Origin of the sequence: Mesorhizobium sp. M00.F.Ca.ET.216.01.1.1 (genome assembly GCF_004010325.2) — a bacterium.
GTDB lineage: Bacteria > Pseudomonadota > Alphaproteobacteria > Rhizobiales > Rhizobiaceae > Mesorhizobium.
Window position 1 is genome coordinate 1 of sequence record NZ_SADR02000025.1, and the last position, 19,811, is coordinate 19,811.

Annotated in this window: 19 protein-coding genes and 1 pseudogene; 7 read left to right on the forward strand and 13 right to left on the reverse strand. The window is 63.6% G+C overall.

Annotated features, from left to right (window positions below):
* The first annotated feature begins 123 nt into the window (after window positions 1-123).
* Window positions 124-441 carry a nuclear transport factor 2 family protein gene (locus tag EN859_RS26950; RefSeq protein ID WP_245525713.1) on the forward strand — a complete coding sequence of 106 codons (318 nt, stop codon included), beginning with the start codon at window positions 124-126 and terminating at the stop codon, window positions 439-441.
* 277 nt (window positions 442-718) lie between these two features.
* A complete protein-coding gene (locus EN859_RS26955; RefSeq protein WP_127855771.1) occupies window positions 719-1,798 on the forward strand; it encodes a siderophore-interacting protein in 1,080 nt (359 codons plus the stop codon).
* A 26-nt stretch (window positions 1,799-1,824) separates the two neighbouring features.
* Here the strand turns inward: EN859_RS26955 and EN859_RS26960 are convergent, their stop codons facing one another.
* The 6 genes from EN859_RS26960 to EN859_RS26985 all read right to left on the reverse strand — a co-directional run bounded on the left by EN859_RS26960 (window position 1,825) and on the right by EN859_RS26985 (window position 8,141).
* Window positions 1,825-3,042, reverse strand: coding sequence for an MFS transporter (locus EN859_RS26960; protein ID WP_127855772.1), 1,218 nt, complete (start codon window positions 3,040-3,042; stop codon window positions 1,825-1,827).
* Window positions 3,042-5,153 carry a TonB-dependent siderophore receptor gene (locus EN859_RS26965; RefSeq protein ID WP_127855773.1) on the reverse strand — a complete coding sequence of 704 codons (2,112 nt, stop codon included), beginning with the start codon at window positions 5,151-5,153 and terminating at the stop codon, window positions 3,042-3,044. Before EN859_RS26965 ends, EN859_RS26960 begins: the two co-directional genes overlap by 1 nt.
* A gap of 172 nt (window positions 5,154-5,325) precedes the next feature.
* The gene (locus tag EN859_RS26970) at window positions 5,326-6,414 is read right to left on the reverse strand and encodes an AbrB family transcriptional regulator (RefSeq protein ID WP_127855774.1); all 1,089 of its coding nucleotides are present in this window, start codon (window positions 6,412-6,414) and stop codon (window positions 5,326-5,328) included.
* A 76-nt stretch (window positions 6,415-6,490) separates the two neighbouring features.
* Window positions 6,491-6,799: a putative quinol monooxygenase gene (locus EN859_RS26975; protein ID WP_127855775.1), complete on the reverse strand. Its 309-nt coding sequence runs from the start codon at window positions 6,797-6,799 to the stop codon at window positions 6,491-6,493.
* Between the two features lie 48 nt (window positions 6,800-6,847).
* On the reverse strand, window positions 6,848-7,648 hold the full coding sequence (locus EN859_RS26980; protein ID WP_127855776.1) for an SDR family oxidoreductase: 801 nt from the start codon (window positions 7,646-7,648) through the stop codon (window positions 6,848-6,850).
* 55 nt (window positions 7,649-7,703) lie between these two features.
* Window positions 7,704-8,141 carry a DsrE family protein gene (locus EN859_RS26985; protein ID WP_127855777.1) on the reverse strand — a complete coding sequence of 146 codons (438 nt, stop codon included), beginning with the start codon at window positions 8,139-8,141 and terminating at the stop codon, window positions 7,704-7,706.
* Between the two features lie 97 nt (window positions 8,142-8,238).
* Here EN859_RS26985 and EN859_RS26990 point away from each other — a divergent pair, with 97 nt between their 5' ends.
* The gene (locus EN859_RS26990) at window positions 8,239-9,324 is read left to right on the forward strand and encodes a hypothetical protein (RefSeq protein ID WP_127855778.1); all 1,086 of its coding nucleotides are present in this window, start codon (window positions 8,239-8,241) and stop codon (window positions 9,322-9,324) included.
* Window positions 9,325-9,336: 12 nt separating this feature from the next.
* A pseudogene (gene vapB / locus EN859_RS26995) lies at window positions 9,337-9,582 on the forward strand (type II toxin-antitoxin system VapB family antitoxin).
* A 39-nt stretch (window positions 9,583-9,621) separates the two neighbouring features.
* Here the strand turns inward: vapB and EN859_RS27000 are convergent.
* From EN859_RS27000 to EN859_RS27020, 5 genes are all read right to left on the reverse strand, one after another.
* Window positions 9,622-10,551, reverse strand: a complete 930-nt coding sequence (locus EN859_RS27000; RefSeq protein WP_127855779.1) for a cation diffusion facilitator family transporter — start codon at window positions 10,549-10,551, stop codon at window positions 9,622-9,624.
* A gap of 28 nt (window positions 10,552-10,579) precedes the next feature.
* Window positions 10,580-12,769, reverse strand: a complete 2,190-nt coding sequence (locus EN859_RS27005; RefSeq protein WP_127855780.1) for an anthranilate synthase — start codon at window positions 12,767-12,769, stop codon at window positions 10,580-10,582.
* A 252-nt stretch (window positions 12,770-13,021) separates the two neighbouring features.
* Window positions 13,022-14,077, reverse strand: coding sequence for a succinylglutamate desuccinylase/aspartoacylase family protein (locus EN859_RS27010; protein ID WP_127855781.1), 1,056 nt, complete (start codon window positions 14,075-14,077; stop codon window positions 13,022-13,024).
* A gap of 154 nt (window positions 14,078-14,231) precedes the next feature.
* Window positions 14,232-15,608, reverse strand: coding sequence for an FAD-containing oxidoreductase (locus EN859_RS27015; protein ID WP_127855782.1), 1,377 nt, complete (start codon window positions 15,606-15,608; stop codon window positions 14,232-14,234).
* Entirely contained in the window at window positions 15,605-16,066 is a 462-nt protein-coding gene (locus tag EN859_RS27020) for a DUF4126 domain-containing protein (RefSeq protein ID WP_127855783.1), read from the reverse strand. Before EN859_RS27020 ends, EN859_RS27015 begins: the two co-directional genes overlap by 4 nt.
* Before the next feature lie 126 nt (window positions 16,067-16,192).
* Here EN859_RS27020 and EN859_RS27025 point away from each other — a divergent pair, with 126 nt between their 5' ends.
* Window positions 16,193-16,750 (forward strand): sugar O-acetyltransferase, encoded by a 558-nt coding sequence (locus tag EN859_RS27025; protein ID WP_127855784.1) that lies wholly within the window; start codon window positions 16,193-16,195, stop codon window positions 16,748-16,750.
* Between the two features lie 20 nt (window positions 16,751-16,770).
* Here the strand turns inward: EN859_RS27025 and EN859_RS27030 are convergent, their stop codons facing one another.
* A complete protein-coding gene (locus tag EN859_RS27030) occupies window positions 16,771-18,111 on the reverse strand; it encodes an ATP-binding protein (protein ID WP_127855785.1) in 1,341 nt (446 codons plus the stop codon).
* Window positions 18,108-18,767 (reverse strand): response regulator transcription factor, encoded by a 660-nt coding sequence (locus EN859_RS27035; RefSeq protein ID WP_127855786.1) that lies wholly within the window; start codon window positions 18,765-18,767, stop codon window positions 18,108-18,110. Before EN859_RS27035 ends, EN859_RS27030 begins: the two co-directional genes overlap by 4 nt.
* Window positions 18,768-18,946: 179 nt before the next feature.
* Between EN859_RS27035 and EN859_RS27040 the strand changes: the two genes are divergently transcribed.
* Both EN859_RS27040 and EN859_RS27045 read left to right on the forward strand, forming a co-directional pair.
* Window positions 18,947-19,213, forward strand: coding sequence for a PepSY domain-containing protein (locus tag EN859_RS27040; protein ID WP_127855787.1), 267 nt, complete (start codon window positions 18,947-18,949; stop codon window positions 19,211-19,213).
* A 5-nt stretch (window positions 19,214-19,218) separates the two neighbouring features.
* The gene (locus tag EN859_RS27045) at window positions 19,219-19,779 is read left to right on the forward strand and encodes a cytochrome b/b6 domain-containing protein (RefSeq protein WP_127855788.1); all 561 of its coding nucleotides are present in this window, start codon (window positions 19,219-19,221) and stop codon (window positions 19,777-19,779) included.
* Window positions 19,780-19,811 lie beyond the last annotated feature (32 nt).

The following is a 19,811-nucleotide window of genomic DNA, read 5'->3' on the forward strand; positions in this document are numbered from 1 at the left end:
AACCTCGTGCGATCAATCGACGACAAGCGAAGCATCAAGCTGCGCCGAAAGCGCGCTGCAAGAAACAACAAATACCTCGAACAGATCCTCCAACCTTCAATCCGTTAACCCGGATTCAAAGCCGTGGGCTATGGCTTGCTCCAGGATGCTCTTCCCCGCACGCGGCAAATGCGCCAGACTTGCCAAGCCTTTCTCGACACCTTCACCTCCGACGCCTTCCTGCGCGACTGGGGCCGGTCTTTCAGGGGCCGCGAGCAGATCGCACGCTGGAACCAGTCGGACAATATCGGCGTGCAGTCCCAGCTCCGCATCGTCCGCATCGCGTCGGCGGATGGCGCCTATCGCGTCCGGATTGCCGTGAAAGGCAAAGGTTTCAACGGCGAAGGCGACATGACTTTCACGCTCGACGGCGATCTCATCTCGAGCCTAGTGATCGCCTGAGAAACCAGCAGCACTCCTGGGAAGCGCGGGCTTCTGCTGCCGTGACGATCATGGTCTTCCGCCTCGCTCCGGCACTGCCGCCACTCTGTCTTCGAGCATCGGATTTTCTCAAACCGGTTCCCGCTTTTGGGTCCGATGGTCTCAAGCTCAGCCACTCCATAAAATATGATAACTTTCATCAAGTTTCTATGGAAACACCGGTTTGGCTGTGGCATGCCGATAACGGCGCCGACGTCCTGTGGTGACTTCGCACCAACCGGTATCGAAAGGCTGAACGATGGATCAATTGAGCGCGCAGACACGTATCAGGGACGCTGCCATCAAGTCGGTGATGGACAGACTGCGCGCCGAGCACTGCGAATTCGAGATCGACACCGGCGTTGCCGATCAATGGGAATTTCGCACGCATTACGGTTCGTTGAGCGCCAGGTTCGATGACGAAAGCGTGCTGATCCAGGTCGCGGCGGAAGATGAAACCTGCCTCGCCTACATGAAAATGGCGGTGGCCGGCCATTTTTCGGAACATTTCGGCACGACGAAAGGTATACGCTGGCAAGGCGACGGTAGCGACGCCGGCACGCCGGTCTTCTTCCGCGAGATCACGGTGATGTCCTCGATGCGGATTTCTCCGCACATGCAGCGCGTCCGCTTTGCCGGCAATGATCTCGGCCGGTTTGGCCGTGGTGGCCTGCATGTGCGGCTGCTGCTGCCGCCGCACGGCAGACAGCCGGTGTGGCCGACGACAGGCGCCGACGGCCTGCTGGCCTGGTCCTCGGGCGAGGATGCTCTCGTCGTCCGGGTCTACACGATCCGGGCGCTGGATGCCGCAAGCGGCTGGCTCGATGTCGATTTCGTCCTTCACCCCGGCAGGGAGACGCCGGCCGCGGCTTTCGCGGAAAAGGCGTTTCCGGGCGAGGTCATCGGCATGATTGGACCTGGCGGTGGCGGCGTGCCCGAAGCGGAGAACCTGCTTCTGCTCGGCGACGAAACCGCTCTTCCCGCCATTGGCAGAATCCTGGAGCATCTCTCGCCGTCAACCCGCGCCGAGGCGCTCATCGAAGTCGATGGCCCCGAAGACCGGGTATCGCTGGCCACGGGGAAGAACATCGACATTACCTGGCTTTATCGGCATGGGCGCGAGGCCGGTACTGCCGGACTGCTGCCGACGGTCCTGCGGCAGCGGAACCGCATGGCGCTTCCGGGCTATGTATGGGCCGGATGCGAGTTTGGCGATTTTCGCGAGATCCGCAAGATCGTCCGCAAGGAGTGGGGCTTACCGCGCGACCGGCATCTGGTCACCGCCTACTGGCGCCGCGGGGCGCAAGGCGAGGACGGGGCGGACGGCGGCGAGGAATAGTGCGCGCCGACGGACGCGGCGCGCAGTCAGCGACGGTCGGATACAATGGCAATTGCAGGCACCGCCAGCAGCGCGACCGCGCCTGCGCCGGCAAAGAATGCGCCATAGCCGAAATACTGCGCTGCGTAGCCCGCCACGATCCCGCCCGCCATACTCACCAGGGCGTCCATGCACTGGAAGAGCGTGAAGTCCACGCCGGCCTGCTTCGGGTCCGACCAGCGCATGAACTGCGCGTAAAGCGCCACGAAACCAAGCGCCATGAAGCCCGATGAGCTGAGCATAGCGACGGCTATCAGGATGGTGGTCGAGAAGCCGCCAAGAAGGTCGAAAACCGAAAAGAAGAGCAGCGATCCGGCCTGCAGGATGAGCGCCAGAATCAGCACGTTGCGGGTGCCGCACCACCTGACGAGAGCGCCGCCGGCGAGTGCTGCCGCGATGCCGACGAACATGCTGGCGACGCCGTTCACCAGCCCGACTGTGGAGAGATCGAGCCCGGCGTCGATCAGGAACGGGCCAAGCATGGCCAGTCCCGCCTTCTGGGCCACGACGTAGATCGCCGACGCGGCAAGGCCGCGCCGAATTTCGGGACGCCGCAATGCGCCGGCGAGCGAGGGAACGTGCGGTCGCGTCTCGTCGTGCGTCCGGTTGGTCGCGCCGAGCAGGAAGGGAAGACCGAGCAGCAGGAGCAGGGCGGCCATGGCCCAGACGGCGATCCGCCAGCCATAGGCGTCGACCAGAAACAGGAACAAGCCCGCGCCGATAGCGGAGCCGAGATAGGCGCCGCCGACCTGCGCGGCATTGCCCCAGCCGTGGTTTTCCTTTGCGAGGCTTTGCACTGCAAAACCATCGCAGGCGATGTCGACCGTGGCGGCGGCGAAGGCGACAATGGTCAGGCAGGCCAGGACCGGCCACCATGCGGCCGCGCCGAGCGCGCCGACCTCCCACAGTCCGGCGACGGACACCAGGCCGCCAGCGGCGACGATCGTGCCGGTGCGCGCCTTCCCCACCGGTGGAAGGCGATAGCGCTCGATCGCCGGCGACCACAGGAATTTGAGCGCCCATGGCAGCGCTATAAGTGAAACCAGGCCGATCCGATCGAGCGGCAAGCCCTGGTCGCGCATGACGGCAGGCAGGCCCGTCCAGGTGATGCCGCCGATCACGCTCTGCGCGACATAGAGGCCGCCGATCGCCAGCACGACGGCGACAGGCGACGAGGATGCCCGATCCGAAACGACGGTGGACATCAGAAACGATAACGCAAGCTGGCGAACAGCGAGCGGCCTTCGTCGCGATAGCAATAGCCGGCCGAGCAGATGGTCTTCTGATTGTCGAACAGGTTCTTGGCGTTGACCTGCAGCTTCACGCCCTCGAGGTCGGGGTTGCGGTAGCCGAAATCGTAGGAGAGCGAGGCGTCGACGAAGGCGCGCGCCTCATTCTTGAAGGTGTTGGTGTCGTCGCCGTAGCTGCTGCTGGCGACGCGAACGCCTGTGCCCAGCCCGAGGCCCTCCAGCGTGCCGTTCTCGAACTGATAGTGGCCCCAGAGCGACAAGATGTGATTTGGCGTCGCCGACAGTTCCTTGCCCACGGTTCCTTCGGCGCCGCGTTCGATTTTCACACGCAGATAAGTGTAGGAGGCGATGACGCTGAAGCCATTATCGAGGGAGGCATCGGCTTCCACTTCGACGCCACGCGAGTTCAGGTCGAGCTGACGCTGCTTGTTGATGCCGGTCGAGGCGTCGAACACGACGCCATCCTTCTGGTCGATATCGAACAGGGCGGCGCTGACGGTCGCGTTATAGTCCGGGATTTCGTATTTGACGCCGATTTCCCCCTGCGTCGCGATGGTCGGACGGGCGACGCGCGCGATGTCGCTGCTGACGTCGTCATAGACAAAACCGATGTTGGGCGAGAACGACGTCGAATAGTTGACATAGGGGGTGATGCCCCATTCGGTCAGATAGGACAGGCCGAGCCGGCCGGAGAAAGCGCTGTCGTCCTGCTTGGACTTGGTGAAGTCGGCGGCGGTGGAGGTGGTGTCGACCCAATCGTAGCGACCGCTGGCGAACAGGGTGAAATCGTTCCACTCCATCTGGTCATGCAGGTAGATGCCGAGCTGGTTCATCTCCTGCCCGCCGAGGTGGGGAACCGGCGCGGCCTTTATGTCGTCGACGGAGACATAGGACAGCCCGCTGCCGGCATCATAGTCGGACCAGGCGTAGTCGACGCCGCCTACCGCCGTGTGCCTGACCGGGCCTGTGTCGAACTCAAACTGCGCCATGTTATCGACGACGAAGTTCTTCATGTTCTCGGTGTAGTGGCCCCAGTAGCGCTGCAGCGGCTGATCTGGATCGATCGAATAGTGACCGCTATATTCGATGTCGGCGTCGACAGCGTTGTAGCGCAGGTTCTGCCGGACCGTCAGCACGTCGTTGAAGCGATGCTCGAACTCGTAGCCGATGCGGCCTTGGCTCTGGGCAAAGTCGTTCCAGGCGGGATCGCCCTCGTAGATGTCCGACAGGGCGCCATAGACCGGGTTATAGAACGCAGCAGTGCCGCCGGTTACGGATTTCGAATACTCGCCGAGGATGGTCAGCTTGGTATCGTCGTCTGGCTTGAACGTGACCGCCGGCGCCAGATAGATCTTGTCGTCGGGATAGCCGGGCAGTTCGGTGTCGCTTTTGCGGCCAAGGCTGGTGAAGCGGTAGAGGATGCTGCCGTCCTCATTTACCGGGCCTGAAGCGTCAAGCCCGGCCTGAAAGCGATTGTGTTCGCCCATCAGCATTTCGACTTCGCGGTACTGTTCCTCCTTGGGGCGCTTGGTGACGAGGTTGACGATGCCGCCCGGGCCGCTGACGCCATAGAGTGAGGATGCGGGACCTTTCAGGATGGTGACGCCCTCGATGCCGTAAGGCTCCGTCTTGAACCAGGCCGAGGGCCCGTTGTACTGGCGCAGCCCGTCGCGGAACATGCCGTTATAGAAGGCCTGGAAGCCGCGCAGGAAGAAGGCATCGTAGCGGGTGTCGAAGCCGAAGCTGTTGGGATTGGCGCTGGCCGTATAGCCGAGCGACTCGTTCAACGTGCGCGGCTTCTGGTCCTCGATCTGCTTCTGCGTCACCACCGAAATGGCCTGCGGGATCCTGACGATCGGCGTATCGATCTTGGTGCCGATGCGGTCTTTCTTGGCGACGTAGCCATCCTGTACCAGGATCTCGTCGCTCTCGGCGTTTACCGATATCTTCTCGAGGACGGTGACATTTCCGGCGTCCTGGGCGCGGGCCGGCCCGGACTGGCCGAGCATCGCAGCGCTGCCCAGCAATGTTATCCCCAAGCGCCATGTCGTCGGCCGCGTCCGCATCAACTCGTCTCCATCGTCCGTGCAGAATTTGCCGTGACGCGCTCTCAAATTTGAGTATTTGAGTCAAGTTATTTTTTGCGGTTTGCGCTCAGGCTGGTTGGTGCTGTCGCCGGGCAGCAAGGCGGGCCCGACGAAACCACGCTGCGAACTCAGGAGAGGATGCGGCGGGTTCTTATTGCTTCACACTTTTCGCCACTAGCTTCGCCACGCTCGGCCCGACCAGCAGCACGACGAGGAAGCGGGCCGACTGCAGCGCCATGACGAAGGAGATGTCGACGTGCTGCGCGGCGGCGGCGATGATGGCGACGCTGTCCACGCCGCCGGGGCTGGTTGCAAGGTAGGCGGTCAGTGGGTCGATGCCGAGCAGGCGACTGATGATGAAGCCGAGGCCGCCGCAAAAGGCGATCAGCACGACGATCGAGCCGATGATCTGCGGCAGCGCCCGCGTCGCGTGGCGCAGGATAGGCCGCGTGAAGTTCAACCCGATCGACCAGCCGACCAAGGTATAGCTGAGTGCCAGCAGCCAATGCGGCAACTGCATCGTCACGCCGAGCCCGAGATGGACCGCGGCGCCGAAAATGAAAGTGCCGAGGAAGACGGGCGACGGCAGCCTAAGCACTTTTCCGAGCAGGCTGCCGACCAGCGCCACGCCGAGCGTCGCGGCGAAGGCTGCCGGCTGGATCGGCGGGAACCAGACGACGGCCGGGATCTCGATACCCGATGTGTCGACCCACATCCTGGCGATCAGGGCCGCTGTCATCGAGACGAAGATGACGCGCAGATATTGCATGAAAGCGACTAGGCGCTGGTCGGCGCCGAAGGCACCGGCCATCAGCACCATGGCGGTGGCCGCACCCGGCGATGAGCCCCAGACCGCGGTGGTGCCGGGCAGGATACGCCAGCGGCTGATCAGCCAGCCGAGCAGGCTGGATGCGGCGACTGTCGCCACCACGGCGCCGAGGAACAGCGGCCATTCCTTGTAGAAGACCGGAAAGATGCCGGCGGAGATCGAGCCGGCGACAAGGCAGCCGACGACTGCCTGGGCCGAGCCGAACAGAGGGCGCGGGACGCGCACTGTAGCGCCGTTGGTGCCGGCGACGATGGCCGCGAGCATCGGTCCGATCAGCAGCGCCGCGGGCAGGGCGGCGAATTCCAGCGCGCCAGCGAACAGGATGGAAACAATCAGGATGGCCAGCCATTGCCAGACCTTGTGTATCCGCGCCATGCGCTCAACGGTCGACTGGTCTGGCAAGGAATCCATATTTTGCTCTTAGCTCCGAAGAGCGAAGATGCGAACCCCGCGGCGGCAAAAAAGGTTGGTTGCTTCCGCCTCGGGGTCAGTCCGTTTTGACAGGAGGCAGGCCGAAGCCGCCAACGGGACGGGTCTCAACCTGGAATTCAAAACCGGCGATGATCGGTCGCGCCTTGGCGATCGCCGCCTGGACTTCGGGCAGTTGCAGCGAAGCCTTGTGGCTCTCGGCGTCGGTCCACACTTCGGTCACCCATATGGCGTCGACGTCTGCCGGGTCCTTGGCGATGACATAGCTCAGGCAGCCCGGCAGCGCGCCAGTGCTGGCGAGCAGGACGTCCATGATCGCGTCGCGCTGGCCGCGCGCCGCCCGCATCTTGCCGATCAGTCCGTACATTCCCTTTGCTCCCTTGGGTTGCGCGACAAGGAGTATGCAGATCGCCGCTCAAGGCATCAACTGGCCACCATTCACCTCGATCACCTGGCCGGTGATGTAACCGCTCAAAAGGTCCGACGAGAGAAACAGATAGGCGCCGACGCAGTCTTCGGCCGTGCCGGCACGGCCCTGCGGAATGGTGGCCACCATGCCCTTCATCTGCTCGTCGGTCGAATAGCGCTCGTGGAACGGGGTGGCGATGGTGCCGGGCGCCACAGCATTGACGCGAATGCCGAAGCCGATCAGTTCCTTGGCCATGCCGCGCGTTACGTTGGAGACGAAGGCCTTGGCCGAGCCATAGAGGCCGGCGCCGCCACCGGCGCCGTTGCGCGCGGCGATCGACGAGGTGTTGACGATGAAGCCGCCCTGGCGCTTCAGCCACGGCATCGCCTTCCGCGAGGCGGTGAGCACCGAGCGGGCGTTGAGGTTCATCACCGCGTCGTAATGCGCCTCGGTCTGCTCGGCATAGGGCACGCGGCCGAGCATGCCGCCGGCATTGTTGACCAGGCCGTCGAGGCGGCCAAAATGTTGCGCACTGTCCTCGACGACCCGCTCGACATCGGCGGGAGCCGAGAAATCGCCCTGGGTCAGGAACACCTCGCCGCCGCTGTCGCGAATGGTCCCGGCCAGGTTTTCGGCGGCCGCCCGGCTTGAATTGTAATGCAGCGCGACGCGGCATTTCTGGGCGGCGTAGGCAAGTGCGAGCGCGGCGCCGATACCGGTCGATGCGCCGGTGACCAGCACCGCCTTGCCGGCGAGGTCTGGGATGACCAAGGTGGGGGTGACAAGGGTGGTCGTGGTGGCTGGCACTTTTGGTCCTCCGGGATTTTTGCCCGTCATTCGTAGGCCCTCGCCGCCGTCACGTTCAAGGCCTGATATAGACATAGCCCTGGCGTTGCAGTTCGGCGAGCTTGACGACGCCGCCGTTCTCGGCGGCGTCGAAGCCGTCGAGCAGGTCGGCCAGCGAGATATCCATGCCGTGCATGGTGTTGGCGCAAGCGTGTGGGCTGAGCCCTTCCTGGACAAGCCCAGCGAAACGCCCGGAAACCGCGGCGGATATACCCTTGGACTTGAAGGCGGCAAGGGCCGGACCATGCACGACGAGGGCGATGTCGACATTGCCGCCGGTGCCTTCATAGTGGTTCTTGATGTTGCCGAGCACGAAATTGACTTTGTCGAGATCGCTGAGGTGATAGGCGACCTTTTGCCTTTCCTCTTCCACGGCTGCCGCCTTGACCTGGCGTAGCCCAAAAAGGCCAGCGGCTCCGGCAAGACCCGCACGGAAAATGTCGCGGCGTCGCATGACTTCCCCTCCTGTTGCCGGCCTCACAAATTGCGTGGCCTCGGTACCGATCCTAGCATAAATTGACGCCGCGTCGTGTCGATGCGAGGAGGGGAACATGACGTCGAAGGCTATGTTGGGCACCGGATTTGGCGTCGCCCTATTTGCCGCACTTGCCGGCACAGCGTTCGCCGACGACACACCCAAGCTTACGGAACTCAGCCCGAACGGCGCCGATGCCTGTTTCGGACGAGTCTATGAGGCAGCGCATCTCAAGGCGCACCCGCATCAGAAGGTGGCGCGGATCTTCTTCTACTACGGTCCCGATCCGGTCAGCCATCCGAACGAGGAGTCAAGCCCCGGATCCGACACGTCCTACAACTCCTTCATGGCCACGACGGTGCGCGGCGCCCAGGCGCCGGAATGGGTCGGCGGCTGGTGCAACAAAGAGTCCGGGGACGGCACGACCGGCGCGATCCATTGCGGCATGGATTGCGATCGCACCATGGCCTCACTGAAGGTCGATGACAAAGGCCGGCTGATCGTTTTCGACGTGCAGCCCGATCTTTATCTCGATGCGGGAGCGGAAGACGAGCTCGGTGCGGCGGAATACGACAAGCAGGTGCTGGGCAACGAGGATGACGGCTTCCGGCTCGACCCGATGCCGGCCGCGACCTGCAAGGCGGAGTTCGCGCGCATCGATCCGATCGATCCGGCACTCGGCCCGCCGCTGCGCGAGCGGCTGAAGCCGGACCAGGCCTTCTGCTACGGCCGCGACTACGATGCAGCGCATCTCGGCTCGCATCCCGGCCAGGTGACGCAATCCATCCGGGTTTTCCGCGGCCCGATCGAACTGGCGTCGTTCGCCAACGGCGATGTGGCCAGCTGGCCGGACGGAGCCGACGTCACCATTTCGGTCACCACGCGGCAGAAGTCGGGCAAGGTCACGCAGACCTATTTCTGCCAGGGCGAGGCGGACCAGTGGCGCTGCGCGGCCAGCGCGAAAATGAGCGATTTTTCCTGCGATATCGCGCAGAAGGAAATTTTCCTGCGCCGTGGCGCCAACGGCACGATGATGCTGGCCAACCCGAACAGCTCGCTGCCGATCGTCGACCTCTGCTCAAAGGTGGCGGAAGGCGACACCAGATCCGACGACAAGGTGTTTCGGCTGACCCCGATGCCGCAATCCGCCTGCGCGCCCTGAGGAGATGGCACGATGAACAAGGCAAAGGTGTTCTGGTCAGGTCGTTCTCAGGCAGTGCGCCTACCCAAGGAATTCCGTATCAAAACCAAGGAGGTTTCGATCCGCCGCCACGGGCATAGCGTAATTCTCGAACCGCTTGCGCAGGATTAGGCCTGGCTCGACCAGGCGACCGGAACAGTCGACGACGATTTCGCCGAGGCGGCACTGGAAAGGCCGGCGGAGCAGGACCGGTCGGTTTTGGACGACTTGTTCAGGTAATCGATCTGCTCGGACCGGCACGTCAGGGATCGAGACGCTTCACGCGAACGGAACGGCCGTCGTGCCCCTAGGCAGCTTTGCCTCGTCGTCGGGCTCGACATGGATGGTGACGCGAACCGAGGGGATCTCGGCTTTCAGCGCGTCCTCGATGCGGTCGCAGATGACGTGGCTGTCGCCGACCGACATGTCGGCATCGACGACCAGATGGAACTCGATGAAGGTGGCGCGGCCGGCGATGCGCGTCTTCAAGTCATGAACTTCCAGCGCACCCTTGCAATTGGCCGAGATGATGTCGCGGATGTGCATGTGTTCCTGGGTGTCGACAGCGCGGTCCATTAGCCCGTTCATCGACGAGCCGATGACATGCCAGCCTTGCCAAAGGATGTTCAGCGCCACGATAACGGCAAGTGCGGGGTCGAGGATCTGCCAGCCGCTCAGCACGGCGCCGACCAGGCCGGCAAAGACGCCGACCGAGGTCACCACATCGGTCATTATGTGCTTGCCGTCGGCGACCAGCGCCGGCGATTTTTCGCTGCGTCCGGCGCGGATCAGCGTCCAGGCCCAGAAGGCGTTGATCACTGTCGCAACGCCGTTGACGGCAAGGCCGGTCCAGGGCTGCTCGATGGGGGCGTGATGCTGCCAGGACCGCCAGACCGCATTCAGGATCAACAGCGCCGCCACCACGATCAGCACCCCTTCCAGAACGGCAGAGAAATACTCGGCCTTGTGATGGCCGAACGGATGATCCTGGTCGGCCGGCTTGTAGCTGACCAGGATCGCCCAGTAGGCGGCCGCCGACGCAATGACATTGACGATCGATTCAGCCGCGTCCGAATACAGCGCCACGGAACCGGTGATGTACCAGGCGGCAAGTTTCAGGCCGAGCACGACGCAAGCGACGACGATCGACCTGAAGGCGAGGTTAGCGACTTTGCGTCTGGCGGCTGTTTTCGGCTCAATTGCTGTCATTGGTCGGTTCCAGCCGTGGAAACTCCGGCTAAGCGGCCTTTTCCTTGGCCTTGCGTGGCAGATGCGCGACGATGTTCTCGATGATGCGCATGCCGGCATTGTGGCCGAGCGTCATGATCGATTCCGGATGGAACTGCACCGCAGCAATAGGCTCCTTGCGGTGCTCGAACGCCATGATGACGCCGTCCTCCGTTTCTGCAGTAACGACGAAGTCGTCCGGCAGCCGCACCGGATCGGCGAAGATCGAGTGATAGCGGCCGACTGTCACCTCCTTGGGCAGGCCGGAGAAGATGATGCCCGGCTTTGACACGCGGATGCGCGACGGTTTGCCATGCATCGGTATATGCAGTTGCCGCAGTTCGCCGCCATAGGCCTCGGCCAGTGCCTGCAGGCCGAGGCAGACGCCGAAGATCGGCAGGTCGCGGGCGCGTGCCTTCTTGATGGTCGCGGCGCAATCGAAATCCTTCGGCGTGCCGGGGCCGGGCGACAGGACGACAAGGTCTGGCTTCAGCCGTTCGAACACTTCCTCCGGCACCGGCGAGCGCACGGTCGAGACATTGGCGCCGGTCTGGCGGAAATAATTGGCGAGCGTGTGGACAAAACTGTCCTCGTGATCGACCAACAGGATGTTGACGCCGTCGCCGACGCGGGCCGTGGTGCGTTCGGTGCCGGCGGCATTGCCGGCTTTGGCGTCGCGGATGGCGGAGAGCATGGCGGATGCCTTCAGTTCGGTTTCGGCTTCTTCTTCCTCGGGAACGCTGTCGAAGAGCAGCGTTGCGCCGGCACGCACCTCGGCGATACCGTCCTTGATGCGGATGGTGCGAAGCGTCAGGCCGGTGTTCATGTCGCCGTTGAAATTGACCATGCCGATCGCTCCGCCATACCAGGCACGCGGGCTCTTCTCGTTCTGCTCGATGAAGCGCATGGCCCACAGTTTCGGCGCGCCGGTAACAGTGACCGCCCAGGCGTGCGACAAGAACGCGTCGAAGGCATCCATGCCTTCCCGCAGCCGCCCCTCGATGTGATCGACGGTGTGGATCAGGCGCGAATACATCTCGATCTGGCGGCGGCCGATGACGCGCACCGAGCCCGGCTCGCAGACCCTCGACTTGTCGTTGCGGTCGACGTCCGAGCACATGGTGAGCTCGGATTCGTCCTTTTTCGAATTGAGCAATTTCAGGATCTGCTCTGAGTCGGAAATGGCATCGTCGCCACGCTTGATCGTGCCCGAGATCGGGCAGGTCTCGACGCGGCGGCCGTTGACGCGCACGAACATTTCCGGCGAGGCGCCGATCAGGTACTCGCCTTCGCCGAGATTGATGAAGAAGGAATAGGGTGAGGGGTTGATCGTCTTCAGCTTGCGGGAAATGTCGGAGGGCGGCGTCTCGCAGCGCTCGTAGAACATCTGGCCGGGCACCACCTCGAACAGGTCACCGCGCTTGAAGCTTTCCATCGCCTTGCGCACCAGATCGGCATATTCGCCGGGCTCATGGTCGCCGCGCGGCGGGATGCGGTCGGCGGTCCTGAACGGCTCGACGATCTCCTCGCGCGGCAGCCCTTCCGTTGAAAACTCGTCGCCGGAATAGTCGTAGCGGTCGGTCCAGGCCTTGGTCGAATAGTGATCGACGACAAGGATCTCGTCGGGCAGGAACAGCACGAGGTCGCGCTGGCTTTGCTGGCGTTCGAGCTTGTAGTCGACCGGATCGAACTGGAAGGCGAGATCGTAGCCGAAGGCACCATAGAGGCCGAGATTGGCGTCTTCCTCGGTCCTGAACAGAGCGGTGATGGCACGCAGCACGGTGAAGACGGAGGGAACGCGGCTGCGCTCCTCTTCGGTGAAGACACGGCCGGGCTTGGCCACGTCGAGGCGGATGAGTTTCTTCGACGTATCGGTGATCGCCACGTCGGCAAGCTCGGCGAGCGCCTTGCCGATCACCGGCAAAAGCACCTCGCCGCGGCTGTTCAGCGCCTCGATGCGCATGGCGCGGCCGCGCGCCGATATCACCAGCGGCGGATCGATGATGGCGGTGTCCCAGCGCGTGTAACGACCTGGATATTCGTAATTCGAGGAAAACACGGCGCCGCGGCGCGAGTTCAGCCCGTCAACATAGGCATCGATCGCACCTTCGTAAGGCTGGTCGTGGCGCTCGCGGGTAATCGTCACACCGCCCGCTGTGACGAAGCGCTCCGCCCCGTTGTCCAGAATTTTCGTCGTCATTGCCGTCTCCATCAGCGTCTTGGGCAACGGACCCGGGAATGGCTTGAAAAAACAAATGGCCGCCCGGACATTCCGTTGCGGCCACCCTCTATTTTCACGCGCACGCGTTCGAACAGGCCGCTGTCAGCGAGCCCACCACCAAACGGTCTTGATCGAACGCATGTTCATGGCGATTTCAATAGCGGCGAACGGTCGGGTCGGCAAGCGGATTCGGAGGGACCGAATGCCACGCTGCCAAAATGGCTCCTACCCTCAGTCCTCCAGCGTCCCCGACCTCGCGTCGGCGCTCTTCTTGTCGCCGACCAGCTTCAGCAGGTCTTCGCCGGTACGGATGATGCGTCGGGAACGCCGTGTCAGGATGACGCCCGCTTGCGGCGCGAACACTTCAGCGCGACCGCCGGCTTCGCCCGGTGCATGGATGATGGTGGCAAGCCGCGCGCCCTTGGCGACGCGGTCGCCGGGCTTCACGTCATAAAGGATAGCGCCGGCGCGGGGTGCGGGCATCATGTCGATGTTTTCGAGCGGAGCGACGATGCCGGCGAAACCACTAGGCGCGGGCAGGGCCTGATCGGCGATCACGCCGCGCGCCACCAGCAGCCGGTAGAGCCCTTCGGCATCGGAGCCGGCCAGGGCGCCATCGACATCGAGTATGCCGCGGTATTCGACCGTGGCGGCGACGCGCCGGTCGAACCGCGCCACGTCTGCCGAAGCGTTCTGATACGGCATGATCGAGGCGCCTTCGAAAGTGCCGTCGGTATCCTCATCCCACAGTACCACCGCATCGACGCCCATGGCTGCCGCACAATCGGCCATCGCCGGCCACAGGCCGGTGTGGACATAGAGGTAGGCCAGGCCCTCGTCGTCGCAATGCAGGTCGAGCACGATGTCGTGGCCAATCGACAATTGCAGCAGCCGGGTCTTCAGCCGCTGATCGGCCGTGCCAAGCGCCGTGTCCGGCAACAGTGAGGTGTCGGGTACGGCGAGCAGTGGAAAGCCGCGGTTGAAGTTGGTTCGCGTGCCCAAGTGAAAACGGCCCTGGTGCTCGCCGAAATGATACTGGGCGCGGCCGACCGGATTGGCTTGGGGTACGATGGTGATCGAGCCCTTGATGCGCCCCTCGGCCTGGGCCTTGGTCAGCATCGGCATCAGCGCATCGATGGCGACGACGCCTGGCAGCTCGCCGGCATGGAGTGCGGCCTGCAGATAGGCCGAAGATGCTGTGTTGTCCGTTCCTTCGAAGCGGAACACCGGGAATTCGTAGGAAACGCCCTCGCTGTCACCGGCGATGCGTTCGATCGATTTCTGCATGTGATGCCTCCGTGACGAACACGGGGAGACATGCCCCGTCGAAGGTTCGCTGTCGATTGGTCCAGCTTTTCGCGTTATGGGCGCAACGAGGCCACTCGGCGGCAGCCTGAAGGGTCGCGATGGGCAATAACGGTTCCAATGCCTGCGCCCGACTTTACACCAGCGGCTTCAGTTCCTGGGCGATGGTGGGCAGGAGTTCCGAGACGTTCGGATGGATATGCATGGCTCGCGCCAGCGTGCTGACCGGCGCCTTGGCATACATCAGGTCGAGCACGCAGTGTATCGCCTCGTCGCCGCCCGGGCCGAGCACCGAGCAGCCGAGAATTTCCCTGCTGTCGGCATCGACCAGAATCCTCATGAAGCCTTGCGTTTCGCCTTTCTCGACGGCGCGGCCGACGCGGGTCATCGGCCGCTCCCCGACCAGCGCGCGACGGCCGGATTTCCTCACCGCGGCTTCAGTCATGCCGCAACGGCCGAGCGGCGGGTCGATATAGAGCGCGTACGCCTCGATGCGGTCGCTCACCTTGCGCGGATCGTTGTCGAGCAGGTTGGCGGCGACGATCTCGTAGTCGTTATAGGAGGTATGGGTGAAGGCGCCTTTGCCGTTGCAGTCGCCCATCGCCCAGATGCCGGGCACGCTGGTGCGCAACTGGTCGTCGACAACAATGAAGCCGCGTTTGTCAACCTCGACGCCGGCCTTGTCCAGGTCGAGATCGTCGGTGTTTGGCGTCCGGCCCAGCGCCAGCAGCACATGCGAGCCGACCGCCGGCGCCTTGCCGGCGGAGTAGGTCACGGCAATGTCGTTTCCCTGTTTGGCAAAGCTGATGTCGCCGGCGCCGAGATGAACCTTGATGTCTTCATTTTCGAAGATGGACAAGATGGCGTCCGAGACATCCTCGTCCTCGCGGTCGATCAGCCGCGGGCTCTTTTCGATCACTGTGACATCACTGCCGAAGCGGCGGAACATCTGCGCGAATTCGAGTGAGATGTAGCTGCCGCCGACGACGACGAGATGGCGCGGCAGTACGTCGAGATCCATCATCGAGGAATTAGTGAGATATGAGATGTCATTGACGCCGGGCAGGTCAGGCACCGAGGCGCGGCCGCCGGTGTTGAGGAATATTTTCTCCGCGCTCAGCAAGTCCTCGCCGACGCGCACCGTGTTGGCGGTTTCGAAGCGTGCATGGCCGCGATAAAGCGTGCATTTGTCCATGCCGCCGATCCAGCTTTCGAGGTTGGTGCGGGCGTCGTTCGAGACCTTGTCCTTGCGCGCCTTGATCATCTTGTAGTCGACGCCGACAGGACCGGAGAGCGTCACACCGTAGTCGGCGGCGCGGCGGGCAAGATGCGCGGCATAGGCGCTGGCCACCATCGCCTTGGTCGGCATGCAGCCGGTGTTGACGCAAGTACCGCCGACAAGCTTTCGCTCAATCAGCGCAACGCTCATCCCGGCTGCCGCTAGCCGGCCGGCGAGCGGCGGGCCGGCCTGTCCGGCGCCAATGATGATGGCGTCGAATGTCTTTGCCGTCATACCACTGCCGCCACGATAAGCAGGCCGCCGATGATCGCCACCGCATCCTCGATGAGGGCGGCGGGCAGGTCCTTGCCGATGGCGGCAGCCAGCCGTGCGCGCACCTGGGCCCCGCCCAGCGTGCCGACCACCGCGCCGAGTGCGCCGGCGATCAGGCCGCCAATGGTGATGCTGCCTGTCGCACCGAGCACTGCGCCGGTGAAGGCGCCCATGATGATGCGCGCGCCGAACTGCTGCGGCACCTTGCGGCTCGGCGTCGACGGCAATTGGTCGGTGACCAGCTCGACGATCGCCAAGATGGTGAAGATGCCGACGGCGATCCAATGGCCCATGAAACCAGCCCAGGTTCCGGCGGCCGGCAGCCAGCCGAGCCAGGCACCCCAGGCGACCGCGGCGGGCGCAGTCATTGCACGCAGGCCGGCGATGACGCCGATCAGCAGTGCAAGAACGTACAGCATGCTTGATCCCCTCGATGTCAGGACCTGGGACAACCCTGCCAGGGCAGGCTAGCATAGGCGCGGCATTTGACCAAAGAGGGATCAACTCTGACACTTTGCCATACGATAATGCAGGAGGCGCCGGCCTTGACGGGAAGTGAACGCACAAAGATGGCAGCTGGCGAGTGGTATTCTTGCCTCGATCCGGAGTTGGAGGCGCTGCGCGTCGTCGCCCGAGATGCAGTATTCGAGCACAACAGCCTGCCACCCCGGCAACGTGGCGAGATCGGGCCCCGTCTGAAGCCGCTGCTCGGCGGCGCGGGCGATGGTGCCCGGATCGAGGCGCCGTTCCACTGTGCCTACGGCTTCAACATCTTTCTCGGCGACGGCGTCTTCCTCAACGCTGGCTGCACTATCCTTGACACGGCAATTGTCCGCATCGGCAAGCGAGTGCTGCTAGGCCCCAACGTGCAGATTTATTGCGCCGAGCACCACAAGGAGGCCGCCGGACGGCAGGCAGGGCTGGAGATCGCAAAGCCGGTTGAGATCGGCGACAGCGCCTGGATCGGCGGAACTGCCATCATCCTTGGCGGTGTCACCATCGGCAAGGGCGCAATCGTCGGGGCGGGTGCGGTGGTGACCCGCGACGTGCCTGCGAACACTACGGTCGTCGGCAATCCGGCACGGCCGGTCAAACGCGGCTGACGTTTATCTGCAGTCGACGGTCACGTAGGCGGGAATTGGACCACCGCTTCGAAGCCGTCCTGCCGGCCGGATGCCGGTGAGTTCAGGACAAGCTTCGCTCCGGTCTGCTGCAGGATTCGGGTAACGATCGCCAGTCCGAGGCCTGATCCATCGGCGCGCGTTGCCCCGCGTTCGAAGCGCTTGACCAGGCCGTTCAGAGAGTGGGCTGGAATCACGAGGCCTTCGTTGACCACACTGAGCCTGGCATCGTCGCTGATGCGCACGACCACCTGCCCGCTTTCGGCGCCATGCCGCAAGGCGTTTTCGATAAGGTTGCGCAGGACTATGGCCAGCGCGTCCGTGTCGATCGCTGCTTGCACCGTGCTTTTCGCCGGCGCTTTGAGGCGAAGGCGACCGCGGCTTTCGCCATGCTGTTCGAGGTCGGCGACGACCAGTGCCGCGACTGCAGCGAGATCGGCTGGCTTGCCGGCAGCGGCCATGCCGGCATCGGCGCGCGCGAGTTGCATCAGCTTTTCGGACAGGCTGGCGAGATCGGACAGGGCCGCCTTGATCTGGCGCGGCCGTTTCTTTCCGGCCTCATCCGCCGCCTCGGCGATCATGCGCTCCGTCTGCGCCAGCGCGCCGGCGATCGGGGTGCGCAACTCGTGCGCGGCGTTCGCAGTGAATTCCTTTTCGGCGTCGAGCGCCAAGTGCAGACGCCGCATCAAGCTATTAACCGACTTGGCGATGGCTGCGAGTTCGGAGGGGAGTTCCTCGGTACGGATGGGAGCAAGGTTGTCGCCGTGGCGGGCGCTGATCTCACTGCGCAGCGTTGCGATTGGCCTGAGCGAACGCGCCAAGATCAGCCACGCGACGATCGCGCTCAGTGGCATAAGCACGGAAATCGGCACCAGGAATCCGGTTGCGGCTTCGAATGTCTCCTCGTTGCGCCGTGCGTCGAGCTCGGCGACCTGGACGAAAACCGAGCCGCTGATGGCCGGTTCGGTGTAGATGCGCCTGCCGGCCTCCTCAGAGAATCCCTGTACGAGTTTGGCCGTGAGCGGCTCGGCGGGAGCGTTGTACGAATGCATCAACACACGCCCGTCGCCGTTGCGCACCTGGACGATCAGCCTTCCGCCGTCGTCCTCCGAAACGGCTTCCGCCAGCCGGCGCGGAGACTGCGATGTTTCACGCTCGAAGAGGTCGTCGATGACGAGCGGCAGCAGCCGGCGCGCCGCTTCCTGCATCGCACTGTCCATGGCTTCGTTAATTTCGCGATGCAGCGTGAAGCTTCCGGTGGCCGCGGCGATCAGTCCGAACGCGACCGTGACTAGGATCAGCGAAGCGACGAGCCGGCCGACGAGGCTGTCGAACAATCTCATCCGGATGCCAGGCGATAGCCCAGCCCCCTTACGGTCATGATCGTCTCGCGCCCGATCTTCCTGCGCAAGCGGCTGACATAGACCTCGACGGTATTGCTTTCGACCTCAGCGCCGAACGCGTAGAGTGCGTCCTCGATCTGTCCCTTGCCGACCGTGATGCCGGGCCGGCGCAGGAACTGCTCAAGCACTGCCCACTCGCGCGAAGTCAGCATGGCTTCCGCGCCGTCGACGACAACGCGGCGGCTGGCCTGGTCGATTTCGATCGGCCCGAGACGGATCAGCGGGTTTGGGTTCCCTGAGTAGCGTCGTGCGACCGCGGCGAGGCGAGCGGACAGTTCGCCGAGATCGAACGGCTTGACCAGATAGTCGTCGGCGCCCGAATTCAGCCCCTCTATCCGGTCGGAGAGCTGATCGCGCGCAGTCAGGACGATGACCGGCATATCGGCGCCTTTACGACGGAATGCCTTCAGGAAGTCGAGACCCTTGCCATCTGGCAAGTGCAGATCGAGCAGTACGAGTTCATAGGACACGACATCGAGGTGTTCGCGGGCATCCGCGAGTGTCGTACTCCAGTCCACGGCATGGCCGTCGGCGGCGACGTGATCGCGCACGGCTTCGCCCAGCACCTGATCGTCCTCGATCAACAGAACCCGCACATTGCCTCCGCGCCCGATCGCTTGTTGCTCCATGCAGCACAAGGCTGACAGTAGCCTGAATGCCAGGTGATGCGTGGTGGATTTAAAGCTTCTGGCATGCGGCATTTGCGCGTTCAGGCTGCTGTCAGCTTTCGGCGTCAGGGTTTTCGCATCGGAATCACCCGATGGAGAAAACCGACATGAAGACAATCATCCTGACCGCGCTGGTCCTGGCTGTCGCCGGCCCGGCCGTCGCCGCCGACAAATGCAACGTCCCGACGGACCAGTGGCAGCCGCGCGAGGCCTTGCAGAAGAAACTCGAAGGCGAGGGCTGGAAAGTCCGCGGCATCAAGACAGAAAATGGCTGCTACGAGGCCAAGGCGATCGACGCCAATGGCAAGAAGCTGGAAGCCGTCTTCAATCCCAAGACGCTCGAGTCGATGGGCGCTGATTCCGACGACGGTTGATCGCCATGAACGCCACCGTTTCGATACGAGGATCCTCGGTCAGGGTCTGGAGCCCCTATGTCCGCCTCTTTCACTGGTCGCTGGTCTTGTGCGTGGCGGTGGCGTGGCTGTCCTCCGGGGAGATCATGAAGGTGCATGAACTGGCCGGCTACTCAGCCGGCGTGTTGATCGCCTCGCGAATGATCGCGGGGCTGGCAGGATCACGATACGTGCGCTTCCGCCAGTTCGTGCGCGGTCCGCGAGAGGTGGCCGGATATCTTACCGACGTGGCCAGTCATCGCGAGCGAAGGTATCTCGGCCATAACCCTGCTGGCGGCGCCATGGTGCTGGCGCTGCTGGCCAGCGTGGCGGGCATTGCGCTTACCGGCTGGATGCAGACCACCGACGCCTATTGGGGCGTGACATGGGTCGAGGATGTGCACAAGATACTTGGCAACGGCATCCTGGTGCTTGTCGGACTTCATGTCGGTGGCGTGCTGCTGGCGAGTCTGCGCCATCACGAAAACCTGATTCGTGCGATGATTACGGGCCGCAAGCGCGCGCCCTCGCCGGAAGATGTCGTCTGATAGGCCGCGGCCCGCCATACAAGGGGCGCTGC